General features: G+C 41.2%; 16 protein-coding genes and 2 pseudogenes. 10 read left to right on the top strand and 8 right to left on the bottom strand.

What is annotated here, in order from left to right:
- Positions 1-129 precede the first annotated feature (129 nt).
- Positions 130-306 (bottom strand): annotated as a pseudogene (locus tag ACG9ZB_RS06805) (hypothetical protein); the annotation flags it as partial.
- A gap of 220 nt (positions 307-526) precedes the next feature.
- Positions 527-667, bottom strand: a complete 141-nt coding sequence (locus ACG9ZB_RS06800; RefSeq protein ID WP_419325044.1) for a transposase family protein — start codon at positions 665-667, stop codon at positions 527-529.
- 309 nt (positions 668-976) lie between these two features.
- Between ACG9ZB_RS06800 and ACG9ZB_RS06795 the strand changes: the two genes are divergently transcribed.
- A complete protein-coding gene (locus tag ACG9ZB_RS06795; protein ID WP_419325036.1) occupies positions 977-1,543 on the top strand; it encodes a TetR/AcrR family transcriptional regulator in 567 nt (188 codons plus the stop codon).
- Between the two features lie 387 nt (positions 1,544-1,930).
- On the opposite strand, the gene ACG9ZB_RS06790 is transcribed toward ACG9ZB_RS06795, so the two are convergent.
- Together ACG9ZB_RS06790 and ACG9ZB_RS06785 are read right to left on the bottom strand one after the other, a co-directional pair.
- Entirely contained in the window at positions 1,931-2,731 is an 801-nt protein-coding gene (locus ACG9ZB_RS06790; protein WP_419325034.1) for a DUF2071 domain-containing protein, read from the bottom strand.
- 109 nt (positions 2,732-2,840) lie between these two features.
- The gene (locus ACG9ZB_RS06785; protein ID WP_004696086.1) at positions 2,841-3,620 is read right to left on the bottom strand and encodes a ferredoxin--NADP reductase; all 780 of its coding nucleotides are present in this window, start codon (positions 3,618-3,620) and stop codon (positions 2,841-2,843) included.
- Between the two features lie 102 nt (positions 3,621-3,722).
- On the opposite strand from ACG9ZB_RS06785, the gene tsaA reads away from it, so the two are divergent.
- Positions 3,723-4,433 carry a tRNA (N6-threonylcarbamoyladenosine(37)-N6)-methyltransferase TrmO gene (tsaA, locus tag ACG9ZB_RS06780; RefSeq protein ID WP_419325042.1) on the top strand — a complete coding sequence of 237 codons (711 nt, stop codon included), beginning with the start codon at positions 3,723-3,725 and terminating at the stop codon, positions 4,431-4,433.
- 5 nt (positions 4,434-4,438) lie between these two features.
- Here tsaA and ACG9ZB_RS06775 read toward each other — a convergent pair whose 3' ends face one another.
- On the bottom strand, positions 4,439-5,695 hold the full coding sequence (locus ACG9ZB_RS06775; RefSeq protein ID WP_419325032.1) for an MgtC/SapB family protein: 1,257 nt from the start codon (positions 5,693-5,695) through the stop codon (positions 4,439-4,441).
- A 208-nt stretch (positions 5,696-5,903) separates the two neighbouring features.
- On the opposite strand from ACG9ZB_RS06775, the gene ACG9ZB_RS06770 reads away from it, so the two are divergent.
- The 4 genes from ACG9ZB_RS06770 to ACG9ZB_RS06755 all read left to right on the top strand — a co-directional run bounded on the left by ACG9ZB_RS06770 (position 5,904) and on the right by ACG9ZB_RS06755 (position 10,269).
- Entirely contained in the window at positions 5,904-7,661 is a 1,758-nt protein-coding gene (locus ACG9ZB_RS06770) for a GspE/PulE family protein (RefSeq protein ID WP_201702831.1), read from the top strand.
- A 101-nt stretch (positions 7,662-7,762) separates the two neighbouring features.
- Entirely contained in the window at positions 7,763-8,125 is a 363-nt protein-coding gene (locus tag ACG9ZB_RS06765) for a NirD/YgiW/YdeI family stress tolerance protein (protein ID WP_004696098.1), read from the top strand.
- Between the two features lie 144 nt (positions 8,126-8,269).
- Positions 8,270-8,932, top strand: a complete 663-nt coding sequence (locus tag ACG9ZB_RS06760; RefSeq protein ID WP_419325030.1) for a response regulator transcription factor — start codon at positions 8,270-8,272, stop codon at positions 8,930-8,932.
- The gene (locus ACG9ZB_RS06755; RefSeq protein WP_419325028.1) at positions 8,932-10,269 is read left to right on the top strand and encodes a sensor histidine kinase; all 1,338 of its coding nucleotides are present in this window, start codon (positions 8,932-8,934) and stop codon (positions 10,267-10,269) included. Before ACG9ZB_RS06760 ends, ACG9ZB_RS06755 begins: the two co-directional genes overlap by 1 nt.
- 123 nt (positions 10,270-10,392) lie before the next feature.
- Here the strand turns inward: ACG9ZB_RS06755 and hemP are convergent, their stop codons facing one another.
- The gene (gene hemP / locus ACG9ZB_RS06750; protein WP_004696105.1) at positions 10,393-10,560 is read right to left on the bottom strand and encodes a hemin uptake protein HemP; all 168 of its coding nucleotides are present in this window, start codon (positions 10,558-10,560) and stop codon (positions 10,393-10,395) included.
- Between the two features lie 150 nt (positions 10,561-10,710).
- Here hemP and ACG9ZB_RS06745 point away from each other — a divergent pair, with 150 nt between their 5' ends.
- A complete protein-coding gene (locus ACG9ZB_RS06745; RefSeq protein ID WP_419325026.1) occupies positions 10,711-11,610 on the top strand; it encodes an NUDIX domain-containing protein in 900 nt (299 codons plus the stop codon).
- A 12-nt stretch (positions 11,611-11,622) separates the two neighbouring features.
- Here the strand turns inward: ACG9ZB_RS06745 and ACG9ZB_RS06740 are convergent, their stop codons facing one another.
- Together ACG9ZB_RS06740 and mrcB are read right to left on the bottom strand one after the other, a co-directional pair.
- Entirely contained in the window at positions 11,623-12,171 is a 549-nt protein-coding gene (locus ACG9ZB_RS06740; protein ID WP_010327157.1) for a tetratricopeptide repeat protein, read from the bottom strand.
- A 21-nt stretch (positions 12,172-12,192) separates the two neighbouring features.
- Positions 12,193-14,589 (bottom strand): penicillin-binding protein 1B, encoded by a 2,397-nt coding sequence (gene mrcB, locus ACG9ZB_RS06735; protein WP_419325024.1) that lies wholly within the window; start codon positions 14,587-14,589, stop codon positions 12,193-12,195.
- 151 nt (positions 14,590-14,740) lie between these two features.
- On the opposite strand from mrcB, the gene ACG9ZB_RS06730 reads away from it, so the two are divergent.
- The 3 genes and pseudogenes from ACG9ZB_RS06730 to ACG9ZB_RS06720 all read left to right on the top strand — a co-directional run bounded on the left by ACG9ZB_RS06730 (position 14,741) and on the right by ACG9ZB_RS06720 (position 16,578).
- Entirely contained in the window at positions 14,741-15,679 is a 939-nt protein-coding gene (locus ACG9ZB_RS06730) for an NAD(+) kinase (RefSeq protein WP_419325022.1), read from the top strand.
- A gap of 3 nt (positions 15,680-15,682) precedes the next feature.
- Positions 15,683-15,949: a YeaC family protein gene (locus ACG9ZB_RS06725; RefSeq protein ID WP_062033696.1), complete on the top strand. Its 267-nt coding sequence runs from the start codon at positions 15,683-15,685 to the stop codon at positions 15,947-15,949.
- 255 nt (positions 15,950-16,204) lie between these two features.
- Positions 16,205-16,578, top strand: a pseudogene (locus ACG9ZB_RS06720) (hypothetical protein).
- The last annotated feature ends 7 nt before the right edge of the window (positions 16,579-16,585 follow it).

Below are 16,585 nucleotides of genomic sequence, written 5' to 3'. Positions count from 1 at the left end.
TTTGGGAAAAAAGAAGAGTTTAAGGAAATTTTGGCAATTTTAAGAAGGCAGAAGCCTGATAGGATAAGGGTTCTGTGAAATTTGTCGTGTACAGAGAATTCAGAATCTAGTTTTTCAGTTTTCTTTGCTTTAGATGGCATGAGGCATCCAAAACCCAATTTTTTTTATCCCTAAATACCCCTTATCAACGATAAAAAAGGGCTTAAATTTTAATTTCCTCATGCTTTTTTTAAATATTTTAAAATCATGCATGCTTCCATGACTTCCACATACACTCAGTATTTCACCTGTTGTATAGTGCATAGATAACTGAAATTTAAAGGTATGTCGCTTTTTTTTACCGCTATACCATTTCTTCTGTTTTTTTTGGACGTTGAACTAATATTTCAGTTGCATCAATCACAACAACTTCCCAATCCACTTCATCTCGATTAGGAAGTTGTTTTGGCAAATTAAATTTTCCAGAACGGATTAAGGTATCTTCAATAACACGTGTGATACGAATTGCACTCGTTTCAGATACACCTTAACTCATACCAAGATGGAAAAATGTTCGATATTCTCTCCAATATTCTATACATAAGAGCAAACGATCTTCCAACGGTAATTTATGCGGTCGTCCTTTACCAATATGACCAGGTAAATGCTTATTTAGCTCGGCCAACATGAGGTTAAATGTAGCCCAACTAACACCGGTAAGCCTACGAAACTTAACGTCTGATAATTTTTGAATATCTTTGAATTTCATCCAAGGATTATCTCTTGAATTAAATAATTTTGCTGATTAGTTTAAGATCAAATAAATTGTACGTTTTTTGATTTATGACGGAAGTCTATTGATATTGTTTCTTATAAAAAACGGTGTTGATCTGAATTTGATATATAATATCGTCTTCAATCGATGTATTTCGTTTTCATGTGCTGTTCTTTTGGGTTAATGGCTTAATTTTAAAGTTTTGTGCATCAGGTAAAATAAATGTCAAAAAAAGAAGACATCATTAACACAGCGCTTAATCTCTTTAACTCACATAGTTATAATTCTATCGGTGTGGATCGAATTATTAGTGAGTCTGGCGTTGCTAAAATGACGTTTTACAAACACTTCCCATCTAAAGCTAAATTAATTGAAGAATGCTTAGTGACCAGAAACAAAAAATTACAGCAGTCGCTTGAAGCGACGATTGCTGCATGTGACCCCAGTGATTATCTCTCCCATATTCGTGCAATTTTTGAATGGTACCATGCATGGTTTCATAGCGTGGATTTTAATGGTTGTATGTTCCAAAAGGCAGTTGAAGAAATTTCAAAAATTTATCCGTCTTCGCTACAGCCTGCAATTGATTATAAAGAATGGTTAAAAGGCAAGCTATGTCAGGCTTTGAATCGTCTAGGTGTGAAGCAGGATGAACAGTTGGCGGCTTTTTTATCGAGTATTTTGGATGGCATGACCATACAAGCGCAAATCGATCCGAACCAAGTGCATTTGGAAGATTATTGGAAGCGTGTGAACACTTTAATTCAAATGGAACTCTCGGCTACTTAATATATAAACTTTGATTTTAAGTTTAACTCAATACACATTATCTTGCTGGCTTAAATACATTTTAAATAAATCAAGTGCAAATAAATAAGCGCGATAACGGTTAAGTTATCGCGCTTTGCTGATAATGATTATGTTCCATATCGCACATTATTTTACAATAAAGCATGATATGAATATGAGCAACTTAATGTGCCTTCTTATATTTTTTGTACCCTCTGAATGTTTTCGGTCATTCAGTATTTCAGCAAAAATAGACAGACTTGTCTGTTTAGTTGAATTATAGAGAATTTGTGGAGAAAAACAACCAATCTCTCATTATCTAAGCTGAAATTTATTCATTATGCTTAATATTCCTTAAAATATGTAGGGTATTCATTATTTATTGCACTATTTATCCGAGTAATTAAGACAACTCGGCGGTAAATAAATGGTGAATTCATTGATTGGTTCAATCAGAACGCTATAAGGTTTGAGCTGATCGTCATAGGATACCAGATTGAGCCTTGCTAAAAGTTCAAAGCGAGCGTAATGTAGCGTTGCGGGTTTCGGATTTAAGCGGCCATGCCAGACGCGATAGCTGCCGAGTTTTCCATCGCGGCGATGATAAAATCCTGCCAAAGGGTGAGTCAAGAAGACTTGATAACTTTCTAAATTGGTAAAGCCTTCAAAATGCCATTGGTCATGTTCCGACTGAGACAAATGTACATCTGAAGTGGCCCATGCCGATTGAGTACGCATTTTATATTGTCTATATCGCCCCTCTGCATCTTGTTGGCAATCAAACTCAATCTGTGCAGGATGCCACGGTAGTTGCCAAACATAACGAGGAACGATCAGTGTCCAAGAGTCCAAAGTCGTTCCTAAAAACCAAACACAACGTTCTTGTGTCTCCTGATCAATCACGTAGACTCGATAATTGGTTTGACCCATCGTGAATTTTGGAAAAGGATAAACCGCAGAGCTGAAATCGACATCGATGAAGGGCACTACCGACATCAGTGCGTGTTGTCTGCCTTGGTACTGGACCGTGTCTAACTTAAATCGCGCTGGAATGATCTCTTTAAAACGAGCTGGGTCAACGGCATAAGTAATGAGGGCAAAATGCTGGAGTTTGCACTGTACATCGAGACCGCTGGGCTTGGGTTTTGGATGTAAATAGTCTTTAAATTTAAGTTCTGGAAAGGCCATGGGTTTAAATTCTAGATTTGTTATTTTTTTTAATATTAGATAAAACTATACGTAGAGTAAATAAAAAACCGAAGCCTAAGCTTCGGTTTTTTAATATCTTTATACGATCTTATTTTTCAACGAATGCACGTTCAATTACGTAGTCACCAAGTACACCCATACGTGGCGACTCTTTTAAACCATGTTGGTCTAGAAGTGCAGCAACGTCATCGAGAAATGCAGGGCTACCGCAAAGCATTGCACGGTCCGTTTCTGGGTTAAAACGTGGTAAACCGATCTTCTCAAAAATCTCGCCAGTTTCAATCACTGTTGTGACACGACCTTGGTTTGGATACTCTTCACGAGTAACCGTTGGGTAGTAAACCAATTTGTCTTTAATGCCTAATTCTTCAAAGAACTCATTGTTCGGAAGTTCGTCTAAAATAAGGTCTTGATACGCTAACTCAGAAATGAAACGTGTACCATGAACCACAATCACTTTCTCAAAACGTTCGTACGTTTCAGGATCACGAATGGTTGCTAAGAACGGCGCAAGACCTGTACCAGAAGAAAGTAGGTATAGGTTTTTACCTGGGTTTAAGTCATCAAGTACTAAAGTTCCAGTTGGTTTTTTAGATACCAAAATTTCGTCGCCCACTTTAACTTTTTGTAAAATAGAGGTTAAAGGGCCATCAGGAACTTTAATTGAGAAAAACTCAAGTTCTTCTTCGTAGTTTGCGCTAGCGATAGAATAAGCACGCATTAACGGTTTGCCATTTACTTCAAGACCGATCATCACAAATTGACCGTTTTTAAAACGTAGAGCAGTGTCGCGCGTCGTTTTAAAAGAGAATAAAGTATCATTCCAATGGTGGACGTGAGTAATCTTTTCGACGTTGAAAGCAGCCATTAAAGGTCTCAATAAATTATCAAATTAGAACAGGTTGCTATTCTAATCTAAAATCATTCTCGATAAACTGAATATATTTAATTGAGCTTATTAGAAAAAGTGATGATGACTGAGTTAACGTTGCCAATTATTGGCTATATGCACTCTTCTTATAAGGAAAAGTTTGGTATTCCTCGTCAGCCTAATTTGGTTCAAGTGGAATCGTATATTGAAATGTTAGCACCCTATAATGATGTTCTGGGCTTTGAAGGAATTGAGGCATTTAGTCATTTATGGTTGGTGTGGCAGTTTCATGACAATAAAAATCCAGAAAAAACCCAGTTCCGGCCACAAGTTCGTCCGCCACGCTTAGGGGGCAATAAAAAAATAGGGGTGTTTGCTACGCGCAGCATGTATCGTCCTTCACCGATTGGTCTATCGGTGGTAAAGCTCAAGTGTGTCAAAAAAGAAGGGAGGTCTGTTCGAGTGTATGTCACAGGAAGTGATTTGCTAGATGGCACTCCGATTGTCGATATTAAACCCTATATTCACTACTCAGATGCCGTTATAGATGCGGAAAGTGGCTATGCGCAAGATGAACCTAAACGTAAATCGGTGATATGGTCGGATCGGGCGATCGAACAGAAGCAGCAGCTTTTGACGAGTGGGAAATTGTCTCTACAGACTGTGCAAGAGCTTGAAGCCGTTTTATCTTTAGATCCCAGGCCAGCGTATCAGAAGGATGAAGCGAGGGTATATAAAATGAAATTTGCTACTGTTGATATCGCTTTTACAGTGGGTGAAACTACAGTGAATATCACGGCCGTAGAATGAGAGATTTAAAAAGAGAAGCTCCAATACAATAGCCCAATCAAAACCACCATATGCAAAATCTGAATCGGGGCAAAAGCAATAAAGTATTGCTTACCACCTGTTAAGGCGGCATTAATGGACTTGGCAACAGCGTGTGCAGCCAAACCTAAGATAAATGCAGACATTGCTGCCGTGTCTGCTGGTGCTCCTTGCATGACCACAGTTGCCATCGCTGCATGGATTTCAAATAAAGAAGCCAGCAAAGTCCCAGCGATTAGACCTGCATCTCCCAACCAAAGGTTGAGTCCATACACAACCGTTTGGATGAGCGTCAAAGTCAGAGCAATAATGCCTGCCTCTTTTAAGCTAAACATGCGTGAATCAGTGGGTTGATGTTGTTCTTGTGCAGGCGCAGATCGTACCAACGCATAAGCACAGACCCCTAAAAGGACACTTGCTACAAGGGTCGGAAGCAGTATGGTTTTGAGCCAAAGTATACTCACACCTGCAACGATAATCAGCAGTTGTAACAAAGTTGCAATACAGGACATGAGCGCTGCACCTGCATTGGGTTTGGCAAGTGCTCGACCTGCACGTACTTCCATCCCTAAGCTGGCAACTGTCGCTGTACTGGATACAAAACCTGAAGCGATTGCCGATAAAATCATGGCATTTTTTGTGCTCAGTAGCCGTTTGGCGATATGTGCAAGCGCTTGAACAGCAAGAATGAGCGTGACTAATTTTAAAATAATATAGGGATTCAGCACAGCACCCCATAAAGACGTATTCGGCGTTAAGGGCAGGGCAATTAAAATCAGTGCTAGGAGAAAGATACCGTCTTTAAACTCAGCTTCAGTAATCCATTTCCCTGCAATGCTGTGCATCGGATGTTTGGTCATTAAAATAATGGTCAGGAGCACGGCTAAACCTGCTGCTAGAGGTGTATTCCATAAGCACATCGCCCCGATAAAATAGTTCATGACAAAGGCAAGTTCAGTGGTTGAACCCAAATCTTCTGTTTGGTTTTTCATTGAGAATATAACGATGCCGCCGATGATCAACGCACCGACTATGCCAATACTGACACCAAATAAAAAACAAATAGCGCCGAGGAGTGCACAAATGGCAAAGGAGCGTAGTCCTGCAAAGCTCTGTTGGTTTTCACGTTGTTTACTTCGTTCACGTTCTAAACCAATCAATAGGCCACAGCCTAATGCTGAAGCCAAGGTGATGAGGACCTCAGATAAAGTCAAGCTGTCGATGGAAACTGCGCTAAAGTCCAAGCATATCTCACAAAATTTAATGACCTGTCTAAAATATAGGCGAATGCTGAAGGTGGATTCAAGTTAAAAGAGCAAGATTTGTGAGTAAATTCGTGATTCTATTGATGAGCTTGGCTACTTCTCGATATTTGTAGGATTTGCTTATGCTTTGTGCGAATGAATACAGAAAATCTTGCTATAGTGGGGTTATGTTTGGGGATGTATAACAATGAATTTTAATTTTGAAATTGATACCACTTGGTGCTTAGATCAACTGTTTAAAGATGGGAGAATTACTGAAAAAGAAAAAAATCTAGTACAAACCTCGCACCGTCAACGCGATCAATTGAAGTGGCATCCATTACAGTGGATTGCTCATTTTAATCTGGTAGATCAGTCGCATCCACAGTCGAGACTGACATTAAATCGGCTTTGTCAGTGGTTAGCTGAAAAGACCCAATTACCGTTTTATGTGATTGATCCACTCAAAGCCGATGTGCAAGCTTTGACTTCGGTGATGTCTCAAGAATTTGCCTTCCGAAATAAAATCTTGGCTGTTGAAGTTCAGGCAAATCAAGTGTTGATTGCAACAGATCAGCCGTATATGAAAGATTGGATCGCAAATTTGGAGCACAATGTTGCGCCGAAAAAAATCCAGCGTGTATTACTCAGTCCTGAACAATTACAGCGCTATATGGTCGAGTATTATCAGGTGAGTCGCGCTGTCAGTAATTCACAGAAGTCTGGGAGTTACGAGCGAGATAATAAAGGCGTTGAAGCACTTTTACAGTTAGGGGATAGCCAAAACCCTGATGCGAATGACCAACACATTGTTAAATTAGTCGACTGGGTTTTACAGTTTGCTTTTGAGCAAGGTGCCAGTGATATTCACTTAGAACCACGTAAAGACAACGGCAAAGTTCGTTTCCGTATTGATGGGGTATTACATACGATTTATAACATGCCAGCTAATACTTTAACCGCGGTGATTTCGCGGATTAAAATTTTAGGTCGAATGAACGTGGCAGAGAAACGTAAACCACAAGATGGACGTTTAAAAACACGGACACCGAAAGGACAAGAAACAGAACTGCGTCTTTCGACTTTACCGACCGCTTTTGGTGAAAAGTTGGTGATGCGTATTTTTGACCCTGAAGTTTTAGTGCGCAGCTTTCAGCAGTTGGGTTTTGAAGGGCATTTACTCAGTGATTGGCAAGCGCTGACGTCGCATAGTCACGGCATTATTTTAGTGACAGGACCAACGGGTTCAGGCAAAACCACCACGCTTTATTCTTCTTTGAAACAATTGGCTACCGAACAGGTGAACGTCTGTACCATTGAAGACCCGATTGAAATGTTAGAGCCGAGTTTTAACCAAATGCAGGTGAATACAGGTATTGATCTTGGTTTTGCTGATGGTGTTCGTGCGCTGATGCGTCAAGACCCTGACATTATTATGGTCGGTGAGATTCGTGATCATGATACGGCCAATATGGCGATTCAGGCCGCACTTACAGGGCATTTAGTGCTGTCAACTCTGCATACTAATGATGCACCTTCCAGTCTGACGCGTTTGCATGATTTAGGCGTACAACCGTTCTTAACCGCGGCAACCATTTTAGGGGTATTGGCACAGCGTCTCGTACGTCGTTTATGTCCACATTGTAAAGTTGAAAAGGAAATCAATAGCCAAGAATGGGAGCATCTGACTTTTGATTACATTATGGAGATGCCTGAAAAAGTCTTTACCGCAGTGGGATGTGAAGAGTGTCGTCAAACGGGCTACAAAGGACGAGTCGGCATCTATGAGTTTATGCCCGTGAGTTTAGAGGCAAAGCAACTGATTGGTGCCAATGGTGACTTGACCGCACTGCGTCAACAAGCCAAAAAAGAAGGCATTGAGCCTTTAAGAATTGCAGGGGCTCGTAAAGTTTTAGAAGGCATCACGACACTAGAAGAAGTGTTACGTGTCGTCCCACTCAACTAAGTGTTTAATACGTTACTTGACGCTTTCTTAAGATTCAGCTCATCTAGTTTTGGTTTAATGACTTCATCAAATAGATGAACAATTAAATAGAGGTACTGGATATGAATATGATGATGAAAGCGTTATTGGTTGCTGGTGTTATTGGTTCAACGACTGTCGCTGTAGCAAACACCGCAGTGAACCAAGCGGCAGTTGCTGCTTCAACACCAACTACGGTTAAGCATGCATTAACATTAAAAGATGACAGTCACGTCCAGTTAAAAGGTTATGTGGTCAAAGCTATTGGTGATGAGAAGTATGAATTCCGTGACCAAACGGGTTCAATCACTGTCGACATTGATGATGAGTTATGGGGTGGCAAAGCAATTTCGGCTAAAACACCTGTAACCATTATCGGTGAAGTAGATATTGACTACAAACCAGCAAAACGCGTTGAAATTGATGTAGATCAAGTGAAATTCTAAACACACTTGCCCAAGCTCAATTCAATGTGATTGGGCTTTCTTAAAAAACCGCAGGGCTTCGATTGGATTTTAGCCCTGTGGTTTTTTGTATTTTGAGCCATTTCACGGCATGATCTAAACAATAGTGATTAGGCAGGTTAAGCAGTGCGGATATTATTGGCAGAAGATGATGCCTCTCAAGCTGAGAGTATTAAAACTTGGCTTGAAATGGATGGCTACAGTGTCGATTGGGTAGAACGGGGCGACCATGCCATTTTAGCCCTTGAACAGCATCAGTATGACTGTGTGCTTTTAGATCGTGGTTTGCCGCATGCCACAGGCGATGACATTTTGCTGAAAGTCCGTGCTCAAAATCTGTCGACCCCTGTGATTTTTTTAACAGCGCGTGACAGTATTCGAGATCGAGTCGAAGGGCTGGACTTGGGCGCTAATGATTATTTGGTCAAACCTTTTAGTCTAGAGGAATTATCCGCTCGAATTCGTTTACAACTTCGGCAGCAACAGCATAGTAGCTCGCAGGTATTGAGCTATGCCAATATCCAACTCGACCCACAAGCCAAAAGTGTGACTCAAAATGGTCAAGCTGTTAATTTAACCGCCAAAGAGTTTCAAATTTTGCATAAATTGATGCTCAAGCCCGAATATGTCGTTACGCGGGAACAACTTGAGGAAAGTCTTTATGCATGGGGCGATGAAATCGAAAGTAATGCGATTGAGGTCTTTATTTATCAATTGCGAAAAAAACTCGGTAGTCAGTGTATTAAAACCATTCGTGGTTTGGGCTACAGAATGAATCAGGACACATAATGGCTCAGCCCATTTCGCTACAGCGTCAGCTCGTTAAAAGTTCGCTCCTCAGTTCGATACTGGCGGGGCTTTTGGCATTGCTGATGTTCATTGGGGTGTCCGTTTATCAGACCATGTCTATGCAAGATGAAATCATGGATGAAATGGCCGATATGTTGTTGGCAGATGATTTAACGGTCAGCAATGGTCAAGCTTTGGCAGAGCTTAGTGATGAGTTTGATATTCACTATCGACTGGATAATACACAGCAACTTTTGACTGCATCCGAAGATGTACCTGAAAAAATTACCGTGGATCATTTGAGTTTGGTTTCAGATGCACCTTATGGTTTTTATTGGTCAGAGCACAAACTGTGGCGTATTTATACTGCACAGGATAATCACGGTTTACTGGTTCAACTGACCCAGTCAATGTCCCAACGTTTCCATGCCTTTTGGCAAAGCATCCTAGTTTTCAGCGGTGTGTTGTTTTTAGTCTGGTGTGTACAGTGGTTGTTGATGCATTTTGCTATTCGACGTAAATTTCGGGTGATACACCAAGTTTCAGAGCAGATTTCAAATAAATCAGTCAATGATTTAGCACCTATTTCTATGCCAGAACCTGAGCTGATTGAGTTGCAACCGATGTTATCGCAGCTGAATGCCTTATTGGCGCGTTTAGACCAAGCTTTAGTGGCAGAGCAACGCTTTACCGCAGATGCTTCACATGAGTTACGTTCTCCACTGTCTGCGATACAAATGCGACTTCAGGTGCTCAAGCGCAAGTTTCCTGAACTTGAAAGTGAGTTCAAATCGATCCAACAAGATGTCAGTCGTGGGGTGCAGGTCTTGGATAATTTGTTGTTGCTGGCACGTCTTGACCCTGAGCAAAAGGAAAGCTTGGTGAAGACTAAATTTGACTTCAGTCTGCTAATGCAGGACGTGATTAAAGCCTTACAGCCTTTTGCAGAATCAAAACAGATTGAGGTTCAGATGGTTCTTGCAAAAGAGGTCTATGTATTTGCCAATGAACAGCTTTTATTTAGTGCACTACGGAATGTACTTGATAATGCGATTCGTTATAGTCCTGAGCAGGCACAGGTGTTTGTCAATCTGATGATCGAAAAACAGCAGCTCAGACTGAGTATTGAAAATAGTGGACACGGTGTCGAAGCTGCGGTTATCCAGCGCTTGGGTGAACGCTTCTATCGGGCTTTAGGTACAAAAACACAAGGTTCAGGCTTGGGCTTATCGATTTGTCAGAAAATTGTCGATTTACACGCAGGGCAGTTGTTATTTAGTTCATCCGACTTAGGCGGTTTAAAAGTGGAGCTGCTGTTAAATAGGGTTGAGGCTTAGATATGCAGATTTGCGATCTGTGATAAAAACAGCATAAATGATCAAACTTAAAGACATTAAAAAGCAGTACGCGCTGACATACTGCTTGTTTCCACGATTATTGTTATTGGGTTTTTATAGTTCTTATTTGGTAAGAATGAGTCGGTTATTGCGAGTTAGTCGTAGACGATACTCTTCTCCAGCATGCATAATGCGAATTTCACGGCCTAGGGCAAATAAGTTGTTTGAGTGTAGCATTGGTAGTGAATGGGCTGTTTCGTTACGAGTAAATAAGCTAAATGGTGCGTTCATTCTGGCGACTCCGTGGTGTATGTTGAACGATTTAAATGATAATCATTATCGAATAAGGCTGTCAACATTTTCTCGCTGAAAATATAAAAAACTTCAATATCGTTACATGCAATCACTCAATACACTACACATCTGAAATGGAATCTGATTATGTCAAAACCTTTGGTTCAAGTTGCTATAGCCATCCTTTTACATCAAGGCAAAGTTTTGGTGGGCTGGCGCCAGGCGGAACAGCAGCAGGGCAATAAACACGAATTTCCTGGGGGAAAGGTGGAAGCAGGCGAAACGCCTGAACAAGCCTGTCGCCGTGAAGTGTTAGAGGAAGTTGGAGTTGATATACAAGATTGGCATGCTTTTGACTGTATTCAGTTTGAATATGACGATGTGATTGTCAATTTGCATTTATTTCATGCTGTAGTATCAAATCATCTATTGGCAGACATTCACTCACCATGGGAGTGGTTCAAGCGTGCCGAATTACAAGATCTTAACTTTCCAAAAGCCAATCAAGCCATTTTGAAGCGACTCTATGCTGCACCCGTGATTAAAATTTCAGATCAAATCGATGTGTTGAAGGATTTGCCTGAACAACAAGTGCTGTATTGGCGAGTGCCTGCCATTCCTGAACATATTTTAAAAATTGCAGAACTGAGTGTAGAACAATTGGCACGGGTGATTGTCAATATCGAATTATGGAAAGGTTTAAATCCACTACAACAGCAGGCAGTTGCGGCCATACACCTGAAACAATCTCAACTGATGCAATTGAGTAAAGGGGAGCTAAATGTTGGGCAGCGTTATATAGCGGCCTGTCATGACCGTAGCAGTGCTGAACATGCACAAGAAATTGGCTGTGATGCTCTTTTACTCAGCCCTGTACTTGAAACACTAAGCCACCCAAATAGTGAAACTTTGGGTTGGGAGAAGTTAAGCTTGATTGCAGAAGAGATTCATATCCCGATTTTTGCTCTCGGCGGCTTACATTTAGCCGATTTAGCCAAGGCAAACAGTTATGGTGCTTATGGTATAGCAGGGCAGCGCTCCATTTAACGGAGCGTGCTTTTAAGACAGACTTTTGATTGCTGTTTGGGCTTGTTGAATGGTTTTCTGATTCTTCTGCATTTGACCTGCTTTTAAGATAACGCTCCAAAGCTGCTTTTTCATGGCATTGCTTTGGGCATAACTCAAGCCGCGACGTGCAAGCGATTCCGCATTTGCAGGTTGTTTTTGTTGATTAGCAATTAAAGCCAAATACAAAAAGGTCTCACTCGACTGTGGTGCTAAACGCTGTGCTTGCATGGCGTAGCTTTGTGCTTGACTCCACTGGCCTTGGCGATAGGCCGTTTGTGTTTTTTGCATCAGACTTTTAAAAGCAGGAAGCTGTCGCCCATCATCAAACTGTTGTTTGCTTTTCTGCTCAGGAATCACAATCTTCTGACGTTGAATTTCTTCGCGGTCATAAGGGTGAATTGTAACTCCTGAGGGTGTTTTCTGCTCTTTATCCGCCTGTGTCGGCTTTTCAGGTATCTTTTTTTCAGATGGCTGTGGGAGGCTTTGACAGCCTGCCACAGTCACGATGGTTGCTAAGATACTTAAACGTTTAAACCACATCAAAATTTAAATCCGTCCTATTTATTCAGGTTGATAGCTACCACTCGAAATGACTTGCGTCTGATCTTCTAAGTTTCGCTGCATGTTCGATTCACTTTCACGAATATAGTTGTCTATGCTGTCGCCTTGTTCAGGTGTAGCTTGGTAACCATCTGTTTCAGGATTGTAAGTGGGTTCAACTTGATAATGCGGTAAGCCACATGTGGTTGCTTTGCGTGGTACGGTGTTTCGCAAGAGGGGAATGTACATTGCACCCTCACAACCTTGAGCGGCAAGATAACCCGTGCCACGATCAATCCAATGCCATTGCACATCATCCGGTTGGCGTAAGTTGACTGGTTTTTGACGCAGCTGGCTCATTACACTTGTCCACACTGGCAACGCACCTGAAGAACCTGTTAAGCCAGTTTGTTTATTGTCATCTAAACCTAGCCAAACCACAGAAACATAATTGCCCGAGTAACCTGCAAACCATGAGTCACGGGTGTCATTGGTGGTTCCAGATTTGCCTGCAAGCTGAAGTGAGTTTGGTAGAGTGTTATAAGCTGAACGACCTGTACCTGAGGTCATCACTTGTTGTAGACCATAGTTCAGGACATAGGCAGAAGCAGGGTCAATGGTTTGTTGGACATTTAAACCATAACGGGTCAGCAAGCGACCATTTTGATCGACAACAGTACGAATGGATTTAGTCGGATACTTAAAACCGCCTGTGGCAAAGTTGCCATAAATGCTGAGCATTTCCATCGGAGACATGTCTACCGCACCCAAGAAAATGGATGGATAGGTTGGGATGTTACTGGTCACACCAAAACGTTTTAGGTGGTTACTAAACGTCGATAAACCAAACTCTTGACCAAGGCGAACAGCTGATAAGTTATATGAATTAGACAGTGCTTGTACCATTGGCACAACGCCATGTTCACCACCGCTATAGTTCTTGGGTGTCCATGCTTTACCATTGGATTGAATACTAATGCTGCTATCTTCAATTGGGCTGGCCCAGTTGTAACGTCCCGATTGAATCGCACTGAGGTAAATCACAGGTTTAAGTAGTGAACCGACTTGACGTTTGGCATCGAGTGCACGGTTAAAACCAGTAAAGTCTTGGGTTGAACCAACAGCTGCAACCAATTCACCATTTTCAGGATGAGCAACCAATACCGCACCTTGCAGCTCTTTTAGACGGCTTGAGCCACGGCTTAAGCGACCAACAGTCGATTTAAACGCATCTTGAATTTTGATTTGGGCAATCGGATCAAGCGTTGTAAAGATGCGTAGACCTTGGTTGGTCAAATCACCTTCTTGGTATTCGGTACGTAACTGACGGCGTACAATGTCTAAGAAATCTGGGAAACGTGAAGGGCCGAGAGTCGGTTTGGCAATCACATTTAAAGGGCGAGCTGTTTCAGTTTCATATTGTTCTTGGGTCAGATAGCCCATGACCAACATGTTGTTTAAAACAATATTACGACGCTTTTTCGCAGCTTCTGGGTTACGCCAAGGGTTATATAAGGTTGGACCTTGTACCAAACCCACCAAATAAGCTTGTTGCGCAATATTTAGCTCACGCAAAGGCATGCCGAAGTAAAACTGTGAAGCCAAACCATAACCATTAATAGAATAGTTGCCGTTTTGCCCGAGGTTCACTTCATTGAGATAGGCTTCTAAAATTTCATCTTTGTCATAGTGAAATTCGACCAATAAAGCCATAAATGCTTCATTGACTTTACGCTTAATGGTTTTTTCAGGGGTCAGGTAGAAGTTTTTCACCAACTGTTGGGTCAGTGTTGAACCACCTTGACGTTTTCCACCCGTGACATTACTCACTACCGCACGTGCCGTACCACGAATTGAAACACCGTGATGGCTATAGAAATTACGATCTTCGGTTGCAATTAAAGCCTCAATTAAAGGCTTAGGGACTTTGTCGAGTTTAATCAGGACACGGTCTTCGTTATGCTGCGGATAAATCCCGCCAATCAACATCGGCTCTAAACGTGCAATCCCTGTAGAAGAGGGTTTAGTTGCACTGACTTCAGCCACTTGCTCATCGACAAAGGTGACTTTAAGTACTTGTTCAGGCTCGACACTATCACCGAAGTCAAAGCCACGGGTATGTACATATAGCTCATTGCCAGAACTGACAAAGTTCCCTGATTTGGTATAGTTTTCCGAGGACTTATAGCCCAAAAGTTTTAACTCTTGAGTGAAGTCAGCCTGATTGACAGGGGCATTGGTATACACTTCGAGTGGGCGTGCGAATACCTTCGCAGGAATGTCCCAGCGTTTGCCTTCAAACTTGTCACGTACAACGGAGTCGAGTCTTATTAAATAAATACTAAACACCAAGAATGCTGCAATGACTAAGATGCAGAAGATCAGTGCAATTAAACCTATGCCACGTTCTGACTTCATAAATACGAATAAGATCCTGAGAAATTGTGCTAATCATGCGAAGCTTTTCGCTAATTTGCAATAATTAAACTGTGAACAAACTGAAATATAGACAATTCCGCGTGTAGCAGCAGTCACTTTAGTTTTTGAATCAATTTAAATAAATAATGTTATGATAGGCGGGAATCGTAGCGGAGCGATGTTGCAGGTGCAAATTTCACATAAAACATTTCGAAACATAGGCTTAATTGGACGTCCAGATAAGTCTTCAGTTGTCGAAACCTTATGTCTTATTCATGATCATCTACTCAGCTTAGGGTTACATCCCGTTTTTGATGCGCAAACCGCTGAACTTGTTCCTTATAAAAACACACAAACGGTGAGTCGTGCACTTCTGGGTGAAGTGGTCGATTTGGTGATTGTGGTGGGGGGAGATGGCTCACTTCTGCATGCTGCACGTGCCTTGGTAAAATTCAATACCCCTGTAATGGGTGTAAACCGAGGCCGTTTGGGTTTTTTAACCGACATCAAGCCGACTGAAGTGATTTTTAAGCTCGATCAAGTCTTAAAAGGTGAGTTTCAGTTAGATCGTCGTTTCTTATTGGAAATGGAAATTCGCTCACAAGGTGAAACCATTTATGATGCGATTGCGCTAAACGATGTGGTACTACACTCGGGCAAATCGGTGCATATGATTGACTTCGAACTGAATATCGATGGTCAATACGTCTACCGTCAACACAGTGATGGTTTGATTGTATCGACGCCCACGGGTTCAACCGCTTATTCGTTGTCAGGTGGTGGCCCAATCGTGCATCCGGGGATGGATGCGATTGCTTTGGTACCGATGCATCCTCATACCTTGTCTTCACGCCCGATTGTGGTGGGTGGTCATAGTGAAATTAAGCTTCTGATTCGTGAAAACCGTGTCTTGCCGATGGTCAGTGCCGATGGTCAACACAGTATTTCGCTCAATGTGGGTGACAGCTTACATATTCGTAAGCACCCCTTTAAACTGAATTTATTACATCCACCGGGTTATGATTTTTATATGTCATGCCGTACTAAACTCGGTTGGAACCAAGATTTTGACTCTTTTCAACAGGATTAAATCATGAATATTGAACAGATGCTTTCTATTTTAGATGCCGATATTGTTGAGCGTTTAAAAACAGCTATAGAAATTGGTAAATGGCCAAATGGCGTTGCGTTGACTGCTGAACAACGTCAAACTTGTATGCAAGCCGTTATTGCTTGGGAGCATCAGAATACGCCTGAAAAAGAACGTACGGGTTATATTGATAAAGGGCATAAAGAAGAAGGTGAGGAGTGTGATTCTCATGTGCCTGAACCAGAATTTAAACCTATTCGCTTTATTTAATTGATTAAAAAGACGTTGAATCGCTTAGCAACAGATGTTTGGTGATTCAACAACTCAATTTAAAAAGAATAACCTTCAAACTGTTTCAATCATTATGCTTATAAAAATAATAAAGCTTACTCGACTCAGTTTGTTCTTCATTACTGCAATTTCGATCAATGTATAGCTGAATACTTAATTTATTATCACACCTAAAACCATAGGAAATGAGGTTTTACAGATGTTTCCATGTGCTAGTGTTTTTAGAATTTAGCTATATTTGCTGAGACAGCAACTGATGCAAGAAAAATTGAATGTTTATTAGATGTTTCTGTGTTACAGAGTCAAAATTTTCAAAATGCCGTCACACAATACACATCAATGAAAAATGATGGTTATCCGATGTTATTGATTGGGATAAACATCTATAACGCCCATGCAGGCGAAGTATCAAAAAAGATAAAAAGTCATCAACTCTATTGTTCAAACCTCATTGGACAATAAAAAATGTTTATTTATCTGGTACTTATTAATCCCAAAAAATTGAGGTCCATATTGATGATCAGTTGATACTCAGAAATATTCATTCTTCAGGAAAGCATTATCCTTACTGGGCCGACTTTTACTGGATCGAAAAGCGTGACGAATAACGTTCAC

It is taken from the genome of Acinetobacter johnsonii, from assembly GCF_048551975.1.
GTDB lineage: Bacteria > Pseudomonadota > Gammaproteobacteria > Pseudomonadales > Moraxellaceae > Acinetobacter > Acinetobacter johnsonii_A.
The sequence above is the reverse complement of the archived record's forward strand: the minus strand, read 5'-3'. Positions and strand labels throughout refer to the sequence as shown.

Bases quoted from the DNA above. Each gene is read 5' to 3' on its own strand.
- ACG9ZB_RS06800 (WP_419325044.1), bottom strand. From the start codon at position 667: ATGTTGGCCGAGCTAAATAAGCATTTACCTGGTCATATTGGTAAAGGA.
- ACG9ZB_RS06795 (WP_419325036.1), top strand. From the start codon at position 977: ATGTCAAAAAAAGAAGACATCATTAACACAGCGCTTAATCTCTTTAAC.
- ACG9ZB_RS06790 (WP_419325034.1), bottom strand. From the start codon at position 2,731: ATGGCCTTTCCAGAACTTAAATTTAAAGACTATTTACATCCAAAACCC.
- ACG9ZB_RS06785 (WP_004696086.1), bottom strand. From the start codon at position 3,620: ATGGCTGCTTTCAACGTCGAAAAGATTACTCACGTCCACCATTGGAAT.
- tsaA (WP_419325042.1), top strand. From the start codon at position 3,723: ATGATGACTGAGTTAACGTTGCCAATTATTGGCTATATGCACTCTTCT.
- ACG9ZB_RS06770 (WP_201702831.1), top strand. From the start codon at position 5,904: ATGAATTTTAATTTTGAAATTGATACCACTTGGTGCTTAGATCAACTG.
- ACG9ZB_RS06765 (WP_004696098.1), top strand. From the start codon at position 7,763: ATGAATATGATGATGAAAGCGTTATTGGTTGCTGGTGTTATTGGTTCA.
- ACG9ZB_RS06755 (WP_419325028.1), top strand. From the start codon at position 8,932: ATGGCTCAGCCCATTTCGCTACAGCGTCAGCTCGTTAAAAGTTCGCTC.
- hemP (WP_004696105.1), bottom strand. From the start codon at position 10,560: ATGAACGCACCATTTAGCTTATTTACTCGTAACGAAACAGCCCATTCA.
- ACG9ZB_RS06745 (WP_419325026.1), top strand. From the start codon at position 10,711: ATGTCAAAACCTTTGGTTCAAGTTGCTATAGCCATCCTTTTACATCAA.
- ACG9ZB_RS06740 (WP_010327157.1), bottom strand. From the start codon at position 12,171: ATGTGGTTTAAACGTTTAAGTATCTTAGCAACCATCGTGACTGTGGCA.
- mrcB (WP_419325024.1), bottom strand. From the start codon at position 14,589: ATGAAGTCAGAACGTGGCATAGGTTTAATTGCACTGATCTTCTGCATC.
- ACG9ZB_RS06730 (WP_419325022.1), top strand. From the start codon at position 14,741: ATGATAGGCGGGAATCGTAGCGGAGCGATGTTGCAGGTGCAAATTTCA.
- ACG9ZB_RS06725 (WP_062033696.1), top strand. From the start codon at position 15,683: ATGAATATTGAACAGATGCTTTCTATTTTAGATGCCGATATTGTTGAG.